Origin of the sequence: Pseudomonas xantholysinigenes, assembly GCF_014268885.2 — a bacterium.
Lineage (GTDB): Bacteria > Pseudomonadota > Gammaproteobacteria > Pseudomonadales > Pseudomonadaceae > Aquipseudomonas > Aquipseudomonas xantholysinigenes.
The window spans coordinates 4,558,017-4,571,680 of the sequence record NZ_CP077095.1; the positions used below are offsets into that span (position 1 = coordinate 4,558,017).

Here is a 13,664-nt window from a genome sequence, read left to right on the forward strand (position 1 = left end):
AATAGTCCTTACGAATCTGTGTCAGCCGCGGGCGATCAGCGCCGCGTCGGCCTCGGCCTTCTCGGCCGCTTTCTGGCGGATGAGCTTTTCCAGCTCATCGACCAGGTTGTCGTTGTTCAGCTTCTGCGACGGCTTGCCATCGATGTAGACCAGGTTCGGCGTGCCGCCGGTCAGGCCCACGTGCGACTCCTTGGCTTCGCCCGGGCCGTTGACCACGCAACCGATCACCGCCACGTCCAGCGGCACCAGCAGGTCTTCCAGGCGCCCTTCCAGCTCGTTCATGGTCTTGACCACATCGAAGTTCTGCCGCGAGCAGCTCGGGCAGGCGATGAAGTTGATGCCACGCGAACGCAGGTGCAGCGACTTGAGGATGTCGTAGCCGACCTTCACTTCCTCGACCGGGTCGGCCGCCAGCGAAATGCGAATGGTGTCGCCGATGCCTTCGGCCAGCAGCATACCGAGGCCGACGGCGGATTTCACCGTCCCCGAGCGCAGGCCACCGGCTTCGGTGATCCCCAGGTGCAGCGGCTGGATGATCTGCTTGGCCAGCAGGCGGTAGGCTTCGACGGCCATGAACACGTCGGAGGCCTTGACGCTGACCTTGAAGTCCTGGAAGTCGAGGCGATCGAGGTGCTCGACATGGCGCAGCGCCGACTCGACCAGCGCCGCCGGCGTAGGCTCGCCGTACTTCTTCTGCAGGTCCTTTTCCAGGGAGCCGGCGTTGACGCCGATACGGATCGGGATACCGCGGTCGCGGGCGGCATCGACCACCGCGCGCACACGGTCTTCACGGCCGATGTTGCCTGGGTTGATGCGCAGGCAATCGACGCCAAGCTCAGCCACGCGCAGGGCGATCTTGTAGTCGAAGTGGATGTCGGCGACCAGCGGCACGCTGACCAGCTGTTTGATACGGCCGAATGCCTCGGCGGCGTCCATGTCCGGCACCGAGACGCGAACGATGTCCACGCCGGCATCGACCAAGCGCTGGATCTGCGCCACGGTGGCGGCCACGTCGTTGGTGTCGGTGTTGGTCATGCTCTGCACCGCGATGGGCGCATCGCCGCCCACCGGTACATTGCCGACCCAGATTTTGCGGGATTCGCGACGTTTGATCGGAGATTCGCCGTGCATGACTTACTGTCCCAACTTCAGGCGAGCGGTTTCGCCACTGGTGAACGGGGCGACATCGACCGCCTGGCCGTTGTAGCTCACCTGGGCGCCGCGGGCGAAGCCCAGGCGCACCGCGAACGGTGGCTTGCCGGTCAGTTCCAGGCTGTCGCCCTTGCGCTTGATGGCGCTGAACAGCACCTTGCCGTTGCCGTCGGTGACCTGGGTCCAGCAATCGGCGGTGAACTGGATGTGTACATTGGCGCTACCGGCAGGCGCCGGGGCGGCCTCGCTGGCCGGGGCCGGGGCCGGGGCCGCGACCACGGGCGCAACGGGCGCTACCGGGACAACGGGTGCAGCAGGTGTGCTGGCGACAGCCGGGGCCGGGGCGCTGACGACCGGCGCTACCGGGGCAACCGGCGCGCTGCCGCCAGCCGCGGCGGCGGGCGCTGGCGCGGCCTCGGCCGGGGCGGTTTCGCTGCCGGCCGGCTGCAGTGGCAGGGCCTGTTCGTCGGTTTGCTGTCCCTCGCTCACGGCCTGGTCTTCCGGCTCGTCCAGCGGGTGAATCTGGGTGGTGCCGTCGGCGCTCTCGACCTCGACGTGCTCCAGGGCAATCTTGGCCAGGTCCTTGCCTCGCTGGCTGCTCTGGTCCTGCCACCAGAAGAAGCCACCGCCGACCACGGCCACCAGCAGCAACAGGCTGACCACCCGCAGAATATTGTGGGACAGGCGCACCGGCTCTTCGATACGGCCCAGCGCGTGCACTTCGCTGCCCTTGGCATGGGTCCCGGTGATCTGGTCGAAAGCCTCGACCAGCGGCGCCTGGTCCATGTCCATCAGCTTGGCGTAGGCGCGGATATAGCCACGGGCGAAGGTATGCCCCGGCAGCTTGTCGAAGGCGCCGTTTTCCAGGTTGTTCAGCGAAGTTACCGTGAGGTTGAGCTTTCGAGCGACCTCGGCCTGGCTCCAGTCCCGCTTCTCGCGGGCCTGGCGCAGGACGTCACCGGGGTTCTGACCAGTCGCTGCTGCTACTTCGGTGTGCGCGGCTTTCATCGTTGCTCCGACAGGTATTGCTGATATTCCGGCGTACCGGGATAAAGTCGTTGTAATTGCTGGCCCAACCGGGCCGCGGTGCCCTGTTCGTCGAGGGCGCGGGCCAGGCGACTGCCCAGCAGCAGGCTACGGGCGTTCTGGTCGCTCAGCTGGCTGAATCGATCGTAGTAGTCCCGGGCCGGCACATAATGCCTGTTTTCGTAGGACAACTCAGCCATTTCGAGCAAAGCCTTCGGTTGCCGCTGATTGAGCCGAAGGGCCTTTTCCAGATAGTCGCGCGCTTGCCCTGCCTGCCCCAGCTTCAGGGCGGTCAGCCCCAGGTTCTCGTAGACCCGGGACCGCTCAGGATACAGGGTATCGGCGCCAGCCTGACGAAAGTTCGCCTGGGCTTCAGCGAAACGGCCCTGAGCATATAGGAAACTGCCGTAATTGTTGCGGATTCGTGTGTCATTCGGGCGGGCGGCCAGGGCCTTCTGGAAGTGCTGGTCGGCCAATGCCGGCTCGCCTTCGGCCTGGAATACCAGCGCCAGGGCGGCGTGTGCATCGGCATCGCGGCCATCGAGGGCCAGGGCCTTGCCCAACGGCGCCTTGGCCTGCTCGGTCAAACCTTGTTGCAAATACCCCAGCCCCAGTTGCACGTACGCCCTGCCCGCATCCTCGCGCCCCTGGCGGCTGGCCAGGGGATCGCCCGCGCCGCCGGACACGCAGCCGGCCAGCAGCGAAAGCGTCAGGATCGACAGCGCGGCGCGCAAGGTCATGGGCAAGTGCTCGTCAGGTGCGCGCGGCGTTGTCTTGCGACTCGTCGGCGGCCAATTGGCGCACGGCGATGTAACGCTCGCTGCGGCGGGTACGGTCGTTGACCTGCCCGACCAACTGACCACAGGCGGCGTCGATGTCGTCACCGCGGGTGGTGCGGGTGGTGACGTTGAAACCACCGTGGTGCAGCAGGTCCTGGAAACGCCGGATGGCGTTGTTGCTCGGGCGCTCGTAGCCCGAATGCGGGAACGGGTTGAACGGGATCAGGTTGATCTTGCACGGCACATCGCGCAGCAGTTCGATCATTTGCGCAGCGTGCTCGGGCTGGTCGTTGACGTCCTTGAGCAGGGTGTACTCGATGGTCAGCACACGCTTGCCGCCCAGGGTGGACATGTAGCCCATGCACGATTCCAGCAGCATCTTCAGCGGGTACTTCTTGTTGATCGGCACCAGCTGGTTGCGCAGTTCGTCGTTCGGCGCGTGCAGCGACAAGGCCAGCGACACATCGATGTGCTTGGCCAGTTCGTCGATCATCGGCACCACGCCCGAGGTGGACAGGGTGACGCGGCGCTTGGAAATGCCATAACCCAGATCTTCCATCATGATCTTCATGGCGGCGATGACATTGTCGAAATTCAGCAGGGGTTCGCCCATGCCCATCATGACCACGTTGGTAATCGCGCGGTCGATCTTGGCCGGGACAGTCCCGAAGGATTTGTTGGCAAGCCACACCTGGCCGATCACTTCGGCGGCGGTGAGGTTGCTGTTGAAGCCTTGCTTGCCGGTGGAGCAGAAGCTGCAATCCAGGGCACAGCCGGCTTGCGACGACACGCACAGGGTGCCGCGATCGTCGGTGGGGATGTAGACGGTCTCGACGCAGCTGCCGGAGGCAACGCGGACCACCCACTTGCGGGTACCGTCGGCGGAAATGTCTTCACTGACCACCTCCGGACCACGAATCTCGGCAACGGCCTCGAGCTTTTCGCGCAAGACCTTGCCGACATTGGTCATGGCGGCGAAATCATCGACGCCATAGTGGTGAATCCATTTCATCACCTGACCGGCACGGAAGCGTTTCTCCCCGATTGAGTCGAAAAACTGTTCCATTTCCGCCAGGGTCAGCCCCAGCAGGTTGATCTTGCCAGTAGATGTCGTCATGGATTCACCCTCACCCGTAAGCTTTCGCTTAGCGAGTGGTTACCTCGGTAGCAGCGAAGAAGTAAGCGATTTCGCGAGCAGCGGCGGCTTCGGAGTCCGAACCGTGAACGGCGTTGGCGTCGATCGACTCGGCGAAGTCAGCACGGATGGTGCCTGGAGCAGCTTCTTTAGGGTTGGTGGCGCCCATCAGCTCACGGTTCAGAGCGATGGCGTTTTCGCCTTCCAGAACCTGAACGACAACCGGACCGGAAGTCATGAAGGCAACCAGGTCACCGAAGAAACCACGAGCGCTGTGCTCGGCGTAGAAGCCTTCGGCTTCGGCTTTGGACAGTTGCTTGATTTTCGAGGCAACGATTTTCAGGCCGGCTTCTTCGAAGCGAGTGGTGATCTTGCCGATGACGTTTTTGGCGACGGCGTCAGGCTTGATGATCGAGAAAGTACGTTGAACAGCCATGGAAAACTCCAGAATATTGAGTGTTGCGAAAAATTAAACCCGCGAATTATACGCGGGTTCCAGGGGATTGCCTAACCTGCAGCGTGCGCTCAGTCGGCTTCTTCGATCCAGGCCGCCTGGATGGCCTCCAGCACTTTCTCACCGCCGCGTGACGGATCGTCGCTGAACTCTGGCAGGGCCAGCACCCAGCGGTGCAGATCGACGAAATTCACGTAACGAGGATCGACCTCAGGCTTGCTTTCCGCAAGCTGGATGGCGATCTCAAGTACATCAATCCATTTCAGGCTCATGGGGCAAACCTCAGTGCGGCGCTTCGGCGGCGTGGTTGAGCGAGTACTTGGGGATCTCGATGGTCAGGTCTTCGTCGCCGACGATCACCTGGCAGGCCAGGCGCGACTGCGCTTCCAGGCCCCACGCCTTGTCCAGCATGTCTTCCTCGAGCTCATCGGCCTCTTCGAGCGAATCGAAGCCCTCACGCACGATGCAGTGGCAGGTAGTGCAGGCGCACACGCCACCACAGGCGCTTTCCATTTCGATGTGATGCTCGTGGGCCAGCTCCAGGATATTGGTGCCCGGTTCCACTTCAACCACCAGCCCATCCGGGCAGAACTTCTCGTGCGGCAGGAAAATCACCTGGGGCATCGGTTACTCCTCGATCTCATTCAGGTTGCGCCCGGCCAGTGCGGCTTTGACCGTCGAATCAAGGCGACGGGCGGCAAATGCATCGGTCACCTGCGACAGGCGCTTGGTCTGTTGTTCGATGGCGGCGCCATCGGTGCCGGTGAGCAAATCACGCAATTCTTGCATCTGGAACGCGATAGCCTCGCGCTCGTCACTGCTGAGCAGGCGCTCGCCATCGGCGTCCAGGGCGCCCTGCACGGCTTCGAGCAGGCGCTCGGCGTCGACCTGGTGCTCGCGCAGCTGGCGGGCGTGCTTGTCGGAGCCTGCGTGCTCGAAGGAGTCCTTGAGCATGCGCGCGATCTCGCCGTCGGTCAGGCCGTAGGACGGCTTGACCTGGATGCTCGACTCCACGCCCGACCCCAGTTCGCGGGCCGCGACGCTGAGCAGGCCATCGGCGTCGACCTGGAAGGTCACGCGGATCTTCGCAGCGCCCGCCACCATGGCCGGGATGCCGCGCAGCTCGAAGCGCGCCAGCGAACGGCAATCGCTGATCAGCTCGCGCTCGCCTTGCAGCACGTGGATCATCATGGCCGACTGGCCATCTTTATACGTGGTGAATTCCTGGGCACGGGCCACCGGAATCGTGGTGTTGCGCGGGATCACCTTCTCCATCAGCCCGCCCATGGTCTCGAGACCGAGCGACAGCGGGATGACGTCGAGCAGCAGCAGCTCGCCACCCTCGCGGCGATTGCCGGCCAGGGTGTCGGCCTGGATGGCGGCGCCGATGGCAACTACCTGGTCCGGGTCGATCGAGGTCAGCGGGGTGCGGCCAAACAGCGTGCCGACGGCTTCACGCACACGCGGCACGCGGGTCGAACCACCGACCATCACCACCGCGCCGACGTCCTCCAGCTCGATGCCGCTGTCGCGCACGGCGCGGCGGCAAGCTTTGAGGCTGCGGGCGATCATGGGTTCGATCATGGCTTCGAAAGCGCTACGGGTCAGTTCGCCCTGCCAGGCGCCATGCTGGACGCTGACCGCGTCACGGTCGGTCAAGGCTTCCTTGGCGGCGCAAGCGGTCTGCAGCAGCAGGCGCTGGGTGGCGGGGTCGAGGTCGGCGGACAAACCGGCCTGCTCGATGATCCAGCCAGCGATCGCGTGGTCGAAGTCATCCCCACCCAGGGCCGTGTCGCCGCCGGTGGCCAGCACTTCGAAGACACCTGCGGTCAGGCGCAGGATGGAAATATCGAAGGTGCCGCCGCCCAGGTCGAAAATCGCCACCACGCCTTCGGCATCCTGGTCCAGGCCATAGGCTACGGCCGCCGCGGTCGGTTCGTTGAGCAACCGCAGGACATTGAGGCCGGCCAGCTTGGCGGCATCCTTGGTGGCCTGGCGTTGAGCGTCGTCGAAATAAGCAGGCACGGTGATCACCGCACCGACCAGCTCGCCACCGAGGGTTTGCTCGGCACGCTGACGCAGCACCTTGAGAATGTCGGCCGACACCTCCACCGGGCTCTTCGGCCCCTGGACAGTGTCGATGAACGGCATGTGCGACTCGCCACCGACAAACCGGTACGGCAGCTGCTCGCCCAGTTGCTTGACGTCCGCCAGGCCACGCCCCATCAGGCGCTTGACCGAGAGAATGCTGTTGAGCGGGTCGCTGGGCGCGGCCTCGCGCGCAGCCAGGCCGACTTCGATGGCGCCGTCGAGATAGCGCACGGCGGACGGCAGTATGACGTTGCCCTGGGCATCGGGCAGCGGTTCGCTGCGCCCGCTGCGCACGGCGGCGACGAGAGAATTGGTGGTGCCCAGGTCGATGCCCACCGCCAGGCGGCGCTGGTGCGGCTGGGGGCTCTGACCGGGTTCGGCGATCTGCAGTAGGGCCATGCTTATCTGAGTACCTTAGGCGTCATCACGGGCGACGCCGGGGTTAATCGTCGAGGCGCTCTTCGAGTTGGCGCACTTCTTGGGCGAGCTTGTCGAGGAACTGCATGCGGCGCATCAGGCGCTCGGCCTGGTCGCGCTCGGCAGCCACGTCCCAGCAGGCGGCGAAATCCTCGTTGAGCGTGTCCTGGGCGGCCTTGAGGCGCTTCTTGAACACGGCGACACCGTCGAGATCGGCTTCGTCCTGCAGCTCTTCGAGCTCTTCGCGCCACTGCATCTGCTGCAGCAGGAAGTCCGGGTCATGCACCGTGACTTCCTGGGGCACTTCGTGGCCACCGATGGCCAACAGGTAGCGAGCCCGGCGCGGGGCGCTGCGTAAGGTCTGGTAGGCGTCGTTGAGGGCCGCCGACTTTTCCAGGGCGACGCGTTGCTCGCGCTCGGAAGCATCGGCGAAGCGGTCCGGATGGACCTCGCGGGCCAGCTCGCGATAACGCGCGGCCAACTGGTCGAGGTCCAGGCGGAAACCCGGCTGCAGGTCAAACAAGGCGAAATGACAAAGAGTACCCACAGCCAGCCTCAGACGTTGAAGCTTTCGCCGCAGCCACACTCACCGCGCACGTTGGGGTTGTTGAACTTGAAGCCTTCGTTCAACCCTTCCTTGACGAAGTCCAGCTCGGTGCCATCGAGGTACACCAGGCTTTTCGGGTCGATGATGACCTTCACGCCATGGTTCTCGAACACCTGGTCCTCTGCGGCCAGCTCGTCGACGAACTCCAGGACGTAGGCCAGGCCCGAGCAGCCGGTGGTGCGCACGCCCAGGCGAATGCCCTCACCCTTGCCGCGCCCGTCGAGGGAGCGGCGAATGTGGTTGGCGGCGGCTTCTGTCATGCTGATAGCCATCGGAACTCCTTACCTTGCGTCAGTCGACTCAGATCAAGCCTTTCTTCTGCTTGTAATCGCGAACAGCGGCCTTGATGGCATCTTCGGCGAGTACCGAGCAGTGGATCTTGACCGGCGGCAACGCCAGCTCTTCAGCCAGCTGGGTGTTCTTGATGGTCTCGGCTTCGTCCAGGGTCTTGCCCTTCATCCACTCGGTGGCCAGGGAGCTGGAAGCGATGGCCGAACCGCAGCCGTAGGTCTTGAACTTGGCGTCTTCGATGATGCCTTGCTCGTTGACCTTGATCTGCAGACGCATCACGTCGCCACACGCCGGAGCGCCGACCATGCCGGTCCCGACATCCGGGTCCTCGGCATTCATCTTGCCGACGTTGCGTGGGTTTTCGTAGTGGTCGATGACCTTTTCACTGTATGCCATGGTGCAATTCCTTCCTCATCAGGGAGCCGCTCTTGCCGGCGACTGCTTAGTGGGCGGCCCACTCGATCTTGGAGATGTCGACGCCGTCTTTGTACATGTCCCACAGCGGCGACAATTCACGCAGCTTGTTGACCGCCTTGCAGACTTCCTGCGCGGCGTAGTCGACTTCTTCTTCGGTGGTGAAGCGGCCGAAGGAGAAGCGGATCGAGCTGTGCGCCAGTTCGTCGTTGCGGCCCAGGGCGCGCAGGACGTAGGACGGCTCGAGCGAAGCGGAGGTACAGGCCGAACCCGACGACACGGCGATGTCTTTCAGCGACATCAGCAGCGACTCGCCTTCGACGTAGTTGAAGCTCAGGTTCAGGTTGTGCGGTACGCGCTGGGTCTGGCTGCCGTTGACGTACAGCTCTTCGAGGTCCGAGACCTGCTTGAAGAAGCGGTCGCTCAGGGCCTTGATACGCACGTTCTCGGCGGCCATTTCCTGCTTGGCGATGGCGAAGGCCTCGCCCATGCCGACGATCTGGTGGGTCGGCAGGGTGCCCGAACGCATGCCGCGCTCATGGCCACCGCCGTGGATGATGGCTTCCAGGCGCACCCGCGGCTTGCGGCTGACGTACAGCGCGCCGATACCTTTGGGGCCGTAGACCTTGTGCGCCGAGAACGACATCAGGTCGACCTTGAGCTTCTGCACATCGATCTCGACCTTGCCGGCCGACTGGGCGGCGTCGACATGGAACAGCACGCCGCGCGAACGGGTCAGTTCACCGATTGCGGCGATGTCGTTGATCGAGCCGACTTCGTTGTTCACGTGCATCAGCGAGACCAGGATGGTGTCGTCACGCAGGACGGCCTCGACCATGGCCGGGGTGACGATGCCGTCTTCGCCCGGTTCCAGATAGGTCACTTCGAAACCTTCACGCTCGAGCTGGCGAGCGGTATCCAGGACCGCCTTGTGCTCGATCTTGGAGGTGATGATGTGCTTGCCCTTGGTCTGATAGAAGTGCGCCACGCCTTTCAGGGCGAGGTTGTCGGACTCGGTGGCACCGCTGGTCCAGACGATCTCGCGTGGGTCGGCGTTGATCAGCTCGGCCACCTGGCGGCGACCGTTCTCCACCGCTTCCTCGGCCTTCCAGCCGAACACGTGGGAACGCGAGGCCGGGTTACCGAAGTTCCCGTCGACCAGCAGGCACTCGGCCATTTTCTGGGCAACGCGCGGGTCGACCGGGGTGGTCGCGGAGTAATCGAGGTAGATCGGCAACTTCATTGAGTATCTCCTATCAGGCGGTGGCGTCGCTCATCGCTGCTATCAGTCGACGGCGGACGTCTCAATCTTGTCCAGCTGGGCGGTACGGCCTGCGACGCGACGCAGGTCCTGGCGCTGGGCGACTTCCTGCACCTCGCGGCGCATGACGAGGTCGGCCAGGCTGATGCCACTGAGGAATTCATGGATCTGCTGGCTGAGATCGCACCACAGGTGGTGGGTCAGGCAGGTATCACCGGCATGGCAGTCCCCCAGGCCCTGGCAACGGGTGGCATCGACCGATTCGTTGACCGCATCGATGACCTGGGCCACCTGGATGGTTTCCATGCCTCGCGACAGCTGGTAGCCGCCGCCCGGGCCGCGAACGCTGGAAACCAGGCTGCTGCGGCGCAGCTTGGCGAACAGCTGCTCCAGATAAGAGAGGGAAATGCCCTGGCGCTCGGAAATATCGGCCAGAGACACCGGCCCATGCTGCGCGTGCAACGCCAGGTCAAGCATGGCAGTCACGGCGTATCGGCCTTTGGTAGTCAGTCGCATGGCGTATGGGTACCACGGGAGTTACAGGATGTGTGCGAGTATGCGATTCCCGAGCATTTAAGTCAACTATTAGACCTAGTGCTTTAGTCGGGTATGCATGCGGGAGGCGGGCGCGAGTGTAGCAGACAAGGGGCGCGAGCACACGCCCCTTGTGTCGGGCCGGCGTAATCAATGCGACTGAGTGTCGCCCTGCTTCGCCTCGGCACAGGCTTCGGCGAAGTCATCGGCGGGCAACGCCGGCAGCTCCTTGGCGCAGTAGTCACTGCCCATCCGGGTCAACGCGCCACACATGCCCTCCAGGCGCTCGTCGACGGCCTGCAAGTGATCGAGCATCTGGCCGATGGCGCGGGCCACCGGGTCAGGCATGTCGCCACTGACACCGTAGGCGTCGAAGCCGATCTTCTCGGCCATGGCCTTGCGCTTGGCCTCGACCGCGTCATCCTCGCTCTTGACGATGATCCGCCCGGGAATGCCCACCGCGGTGGCGCCGGCCGGCACGGCCTTGGTGACCACGGCGTTGGAACCGATCTTGGCCCCTGCCCCCACAGTGAACGGCCCCAGCACCTTGGCGCCGGCACCGACCACCACGCCGTTTTCCAGGGTCGGATGGCGCTTGCCTTTGTTCCAACTGGTGCCGCCCAGGGTCACGCCCTGATACAGGGTCACGTCGTCGCCGATCTCGGCGGTCTCGCCGATGACGATACCCATGCCGTGGTCGATGAAGAAGCGCCGGCCAATGGTCGCGCCCGGATGGATCTCGATGCCGGTCAGCCAGCGACCGAAGTTCGACACCAGCCGCGCCAGCCACTTGAGATCACGCTTCCACAGCGCATTACCGAGGCGGTGCAGCCAGATCGCGTGCATGCCGGGGTAGCAGGTCAGCACCTCGAAGGCGTTGCGCGCCGCTGGGTCGCGATGGAAAACGCTCTGGATATCTTCACGCAGACGCTCGAACATCTTTCAGTCCTTCCGTTTATGCGGCTCGCCCCGTGCGACTTTCTGGGTCTCGGTGAGGATGCCGCGCAAAATGCTCATTTCCGAACGATTGACCGCGCTGCGCCCGTAGAGCCGGCGCAGGCGCGGCATCAAGTGCTTGGGCTTTTCCGGGTCGAGGAAGCCGATGTCCACCAGGGTCTTTTCCAGGTGTTCGTAGAACAGCTCCATTTCGTCCATGGTTGCCGGCTCGTTGCTGCGCAACGAGTTGGCATCGAACTTCTCGACTTTCGACGGCGCGCCTTCTGCCGCCAGCCAGGCCATGCGCACCTCGTAGGAGAGCACCTGGACCGCCGCGGCAAGGTTCAGCGAGCTGAAGTCGGGGTTCGAGGGAATGTGCACGTGGAAGTGACATCGCTGCAGTTCTTCGTTGGTCAGGCCGGCGTGCTCGCGCCCGAACACCAGGGCGATCTCCTCGCCGCCACGGGCGTGCTCCACGGCCTTGGCCCCGCACTCGCGCGGGTCGATCAGTGGCCAGGGGATGCTGCGCTCGCGGGCGCTGGTGCCCATTACCAAGCTGCAACCGACCAGCGCGTCTTCGAGGCTGTCGACCACCTGGGCATTGGCCAGGATGTCGTCGGCGCCCGAGGCGCGCGCGGTGGCATCGCCAGACGGAAACTCTTTCGGCTGTACCAGCACCAGGCGCGACAGGCCCATGTTTTTCATGGCACGCGCAGCGCCGCCGATATTGCCGGGGTGGCTGGTATTGACCAGAACAACACGAATATTCTGCAACAAGGTGTTGAGCTCACGGAGTAAGGGATAAAGGGGCAAACGATCTTACAGAAGCGACGGACGTAACGCCACGAAAGCGCATCTGACCCTTCTGCCGTCGTGGATTTCTGATAGACTATGCGGCTTTCCTCTTTAACATCCCAGGTGAAACGCCCATGCAGCCTATGCTGAATATCGCCCTGCGCGCCGCTCGCAGCGCCAGTGAACTGATTTTCCGCTCCATCGAACGCCTGGATAGCATCAAAGTCGACGAAAAGCAGGCCAAGGACTACGTCTCCGAGGTCGATCGCGCCGCCGAGAAGGTCATCGTCGAGGCCCTGCGCAAGGCCTATCCGAACCACTCCATCCAGGGTGAAGAGACCGGCCTGCACGCCGGTTCCGGTGAAGAAGGCAAGGACTACCTGTGGATCATCGACCCGCTCGATGGCACCACCAACTTCCTGCGTGGCGTTCCTCACTTTGCGGTCAGCATCGCCTGCAAATATCGCGGTCGCCTCGAGCACGCGGTGATCGTCGATCCGGTTCGCCAGGAAGAATTCACCGCCAGCCGTGGCCGTGGCGCCCAGGTCAATGGCCGCCGTATCCGCGTCAGTTCGCGTACCAGCCTCGACGGCGCCCTGCTGGGCACCGGCTTCCCGTTCCGCGACAGCCAGATGGCCGACCTGGACAACTACCTCGGCATGTTCCGCGCCCTGACCGGCCAGACCGCCGGCATCCGCCGTGCCGGCTCCGCCAGCCTGGACCTGGCCTACGTCGCCGCCGGCCGATTCGACGCCTTCTGGGAGTCGGGCCTGTCGGAGTGGGACATGGCTGCGGGCGTGCTGCTGATCCAGGAAGCAGGCGGCCTGGTGAGCGACTTCAACGGCGGCCACGACCACCTCGAGAAGGGCCACATCGTTGCCGGCAACATCAAGTGCTTCAAGGCCGTGCTGACTGCCATCCAGCCGCACCTGCCGGAGCACATGAAGCGCTAAGCGCCGATTGCGAACACAAAAAAAGCACCTCCCGAGGTGCTTTTTTTGTGCCTGCAATCCAGCCAGGAATGCGATCCCCTGTAGGAGCGACCTTGTGTCGCGAAAGGGCTGCAAAGCAGCCCCAGGGGTTTCAGGTAGAGCGAAGATCCTGGGGGCGCTTCGCACCCCTTTCGCGACACAAGGCCGCTCCTACAGAAAAGCAGCCTGCAAAAGGCTCACTGCCCCGGCTGATTCTGGCTCAGTACCAGCTTGCCATTCTTGTCCAACGGAATGGTCGAACCCGGATCCCGGTCCATCTTCACCTTGCCCACCTGGTCACCGATGGAATAGGTCACGTTGTACCCCACTACCTTCTCGCTCAGGTCATTGACCGTGTTGCAGCGCGTCTGGGTGGTGGTGTAGGTGTCACGCTCCTGCATGTACTCCTGGGCCTTGTTGCCCGCATAACCACCACCGACCGCACCGGCCACCGTGGCGATCTTCTTGCCGGTACCGCCGCCGATCTGGTTGCCCAGCAGGCCGCCAGCGAGGGCACCAACCACGGTGCCGGCGATCTGGTGCTGGTCCTTGACCGGCGCCTGGCGCGTCACGGCCACGTCCTTGCACACCTGGCGCGGCGTCTTGATGGTTTCCTTGATCGGCTGCACGTCAGTGACCTGGGCGTATTCAGGCCCCTTGTTGACCAAGCTGTAGGTCGCCACAGCACCTCCGGCGGTTACACCGACAGCACCCAGTACCGCACCCACCAGCATTGATTTGTTCACGCGAACCTCCTAGTCATACCCGCGGGGTCTTGGCCCGCCTTCTCCCTGCCTTGGA

General features: G+C 63.8%; 17 protein-coding genes. 1 reads left to right on the plus strand and 16 read right to left on the minus strand.

The annotated features are described in order from the left end of the window. Positions 1-21: 21 nt before the first annotated feature. The 15 genes from ispG to trmJ all read right to left on the minus strand — a co-directional run bounded on the left by ispG (position 22) and on the right by trmJ (position 11,874). Positions 22-1,131, minus strand: coding sequence for a flavodoxin-dependent (E)-4-hydroxy-3-methylbut-2-enyl-diphosphate synthase (gene ispG / locus HU772_RS20385; RefSeq protein ID WP_134689982.1), 1,110 nt, complete (start codon positions 1,129-1,131; stop codon positions 22-24). Positions 1,132-1,134: 3 nt separating this feature from the next. Then, positions 1,135-2,160 (minus strand): RodZ domain-containing protein, encoded by a 1,026-nt coding sequence (locus HU772_RS20390; protein WP_186658752.1) that lies wholly within the window; start codon positions 2,158-2,160, stop codon positions 1,135-1,137. Continuing rightward, positions 2,157-2,918, minus strand: coding sequence for a type IV pilus biogenesis/stability protein PilW (gene pilW / locus HU772_RS20395; RefSeq protein ID WP_186658755.1), 762 nt, complete (start codon positions 2,916-2,918; stop codon positions 2,157-2,159). The genes HU772_RS20390 and pilW overlap by 4 nt, the downstream gene beginning before the upstream one ends. Positions 2,919-2,931: 13 nt before the next feature. Continuing rightward, positions 2,932-4,074 (minus strand): dual-specificity RNA methyltransferase RlmN, encoded by a 1,143-nt coding sequence (gene rlmN / locus HU772_RS20400; protein WP_186658758.1) that lies wholly within the window; start codon positions 4,072-4,074, stop codon positions 2,932-2,934. A gap of 28 nt (positions 4,075-4,102) precedes the next feature. Continuing rightward, positions 4,103-4,528 (minus strand): nucleoside-diphosphate kinase, encoded by a 426-nt coding sequence (ndk, locus tag HU772_RS20405; RefSeq protein ID WP_011532343.1) that lies wholly within the window; start codon positions 4,526-4,528, stop codon positions 4,103-4,105. A gap of 89 nt (positions 4,529-4,617) precedes the next feature. Then, on the minus strand, positions 4,618-4,818 hold the full coding sequence (gene iscX, locus HU772_RS20410) for a Fe-S cluster assembly protein IscX (protein WP_003257859.1): 201 nt from the start codon (positions 4,816-4,818) through the stop codon (positions 4,618-4,620). Positions 4,819-4,828: 10 nt separating this feature from the next. Next, positions 4,829-5,170 carry an ISC system 2Fe-2S type ferredoxin gene (fdx, locus tag HU772_RS20415; RefSeq protein ID WP_134689986.1) on the minus strand — a complete coding sequence of 114 codons (342 nt, stop codon included), beginning with the start codon at positions 5,168-5,170 and terminating at the stop codon, positions 4,829-4,831. A 3-nt stretch (positions 5,171-5,173) separates the two neighbouring features. Continuing rightward, the gene (hscA, locus tag HU772_RS20420) at positions 5,174-7,036 is read right to left on the minus strand and encodes a Fe-S protein assembly chaperone HscA (RefSeq protein WP_186658761.1); all 1,863 of its coding nucleotides are present in this window, start codon (positions 7,034-7,036) and stop codon (positions 5,174-5,176) included. 43 nt (positions 7,037-7,079) lie between these two features. After that, a complete protein-coding gene (hscB, locus tag HU772_RS20425; protein ID WP_186658764.1) occupies positions 7,080-7,601 on the minus strand; it encodes a co-chaperone HscB in 522 nt (173 codons plus the stop codon). Positions 7,602-7,609: 8 nt separating this feature from the next. Further along, complete coding sequence (iscA, locus tag HU772_RS20430; RefSeq protein WP_023630636.1) at positions 7,610-7,933, minus strand: iron-sulfur cluster assembly protein IscA; 324 nt, start codon at positions 7,931-7,933, stop codon at positions 7,610-7,612. Between the two features lie 28 nt (positions 7,934-7,961). Beyond that, complete coding sequence (gene iscU, locus HU772_RS20435; RefSeq protein WP_007929523.1) at positions 7,962-8,348, minus strand: Fe-S cluster assembly scaffold IscU; 387 nt, start codon at positions 8,346-8,348, stop codon at positions 7,962-7,964. 46 nt (positions 8,349-8,394) lie between these two features. Further along, positions 8,395-9,609: an IscS subfamily cysteine desulfurase gene (locus HU772_RS20440; RefSeq protein WP_134689989.1), complete on the minus strand. Its 1,215-nt coding sequence runs from the start codon at positions 9,607-9,609 to the stop codon at positions 8,395-8,397. 42 nt (positions 9,610-9,651) lie between these two features. Next, entirely contained in the window at positions 9,652-10,143 is a 492-nt protein-coding gene (iscR, locus tag HU772_RS20445; protein ID WP_008092572.1) for a Fe-S cluster assembly transcriptional regulator IscR, read from the minus strand. A gap of 168 nt (positions 10,144-10,311) precedes the next feature. Then, complete coding sequence (gene cysE, locus HU772_RS20450) at positions 10,312-11,100, minus strand: serine O-acetyltransferase (RefSeq protein ID WP_186658767.1); 789 nt, start codon at positions 11,098-11,100, stop codon at positions 10,312-10,314. Positions 11,101-11,103: 3 nt separating this feature from the next. Beyond that, positions 11,104-11,874, minus strand: coding sequence for a tRNA (cytosine(32)/uridine(32)-2'-O)-methyltransferase TrmJ (gene trmJ / locus HU772_RS20455; RefSeq protein WP_186658770.1), 771 nt, complete (start codon positions 11,872-11,874; stop codon positions 11,104-11,106). Positions 11,875-12,026: 152 nt separating this feature from the next. Between trmJ and suhB the strand changes: the two genes are divergently transcribed. Continuing rightward, positions 12,027-12,845, plus strand: coding sequence for a type III secretion system regulator SuhB (gene suhB / locus HU772_RS20460; protein ID WP_186658773.1), 819 nt, complete (start codon positions 12,027-12,029; stop codon positions 12,843-12,845). A gap of 215 nt (positions 12,846-13,060) precedes the next feature. Here suhB and HU772_RS20465 read toward each other — a convergent pair whose 3' ends face one another. Further along, positions 13,061-13,609 (minus strand): glycine zipper 2TM domain-containing protein, encoded by a 549-nt coding sequence (locus HU772_RS20465; RefSeq protein WP_134689993.1) that lies wholly within the window; start codon positions 13,607-13,609, stop codon positions 13,061-13,063. Positions 13,610-13,664 lie beyond the last annotated feature (55 nt).

Excerpts from the sequence above, each read along its gene's own strand:
- ispG (WP_134689982.1), bottom strand. The coding sequence starts at position 1,131 with ATGCACGGCGAATCTCCGATCAAACGTCGCGAATCCCGCAAAATCTGG.
- HU772_RS20390 (WP_186658752.1), bottom strand. The coding sequence starts at position 2,160 with ATGAAAGCCGCGCACACCGAAGTAGCAGCAGCGACTGGTCAGAACCCC.
- pilW (WP_186658755.1), bottom strand. The coding sequence starts at position 2,918 with ATGACCTTGCGCGCCGCGCTGTCGATCCTGACGCTTTCGCTGCTGGCC.
- rlmN (WP_186658758.1), bottom strand. The coding sequence starts at position 4,074 with ATGACGACATCTACTGGCAAGATCAACCTGCTGGGGCTGACCCTGGCG.
- ndk (WP_011532343.1), bottom strand. The coding sequence starts at position 4,528 with ATGGCTGTTCAACGTACTTTCTCGATCATCAAGCCTGACGCCGTCGCC.
- iscX (WP_003257859.1), bottom strand. The coding sequence starts at position 4,818 with ATGAGCCTGAAATGGATTGATGTACTTGAGATCGCCATCCAGCTTGCG.
- fdx (WP_134689986.1), bottom strand. The coding sequence starts at position 5,170 with ATGCCCCAGGTGATTTTCCTGCCGCACGAGAAGTTCTGCCCGGATGGG.
- hscA (WP_186658761.1), bottom strand. The coding sequence starts at position 7,036 with ATGGCCCTACTGCAGATCGCCGAACCCGGTCAGAGCCCCCAGCCGCAC.
- iscA (WP_023630636.1), bottom strand. The coding sequence starts at position 7,933 with ATGGCTATCAGCATGACAGAAGCCGCCGCCAACCACATTCGCCGCTCC.
- iscU (WP_007929523.1), bottom strand. The coding sequence starts at position 8,348 with ATGGCATACAGTGAAAAGGTCATCGACCACTACGAAAACCCACGCAAC.
- HU772_RS20440 (WP_134689989.1), bottom strand. The coding sequence starts at position 9,609 with ATGAAGTTGCCGATCTACCTCGATTACTCCGCGACCACCCCGGTCGAC.
- iscR (WP_008092572.1), bottom strand. The coding sequence starts at position 10,143 with ATGCGACTGACTACCAAAGGCCGATACGCCGTGACTGCCATGCTTGAC.
- cysE (WP_186658767.1), bottom strand. The coding sequence starts at position 11,100 with ATGTTCGAGCGTCTGCGTGAAGATATCCAGAGCGTTTTCCATCGCGAC.
- suhB (WP_186658773.1), top strand. The coding sequence starts at position 12,027 with ATGCAGCCTATGCTGAATATCGCCCTGCGCGCCGCTCGCAGCGCCAGT.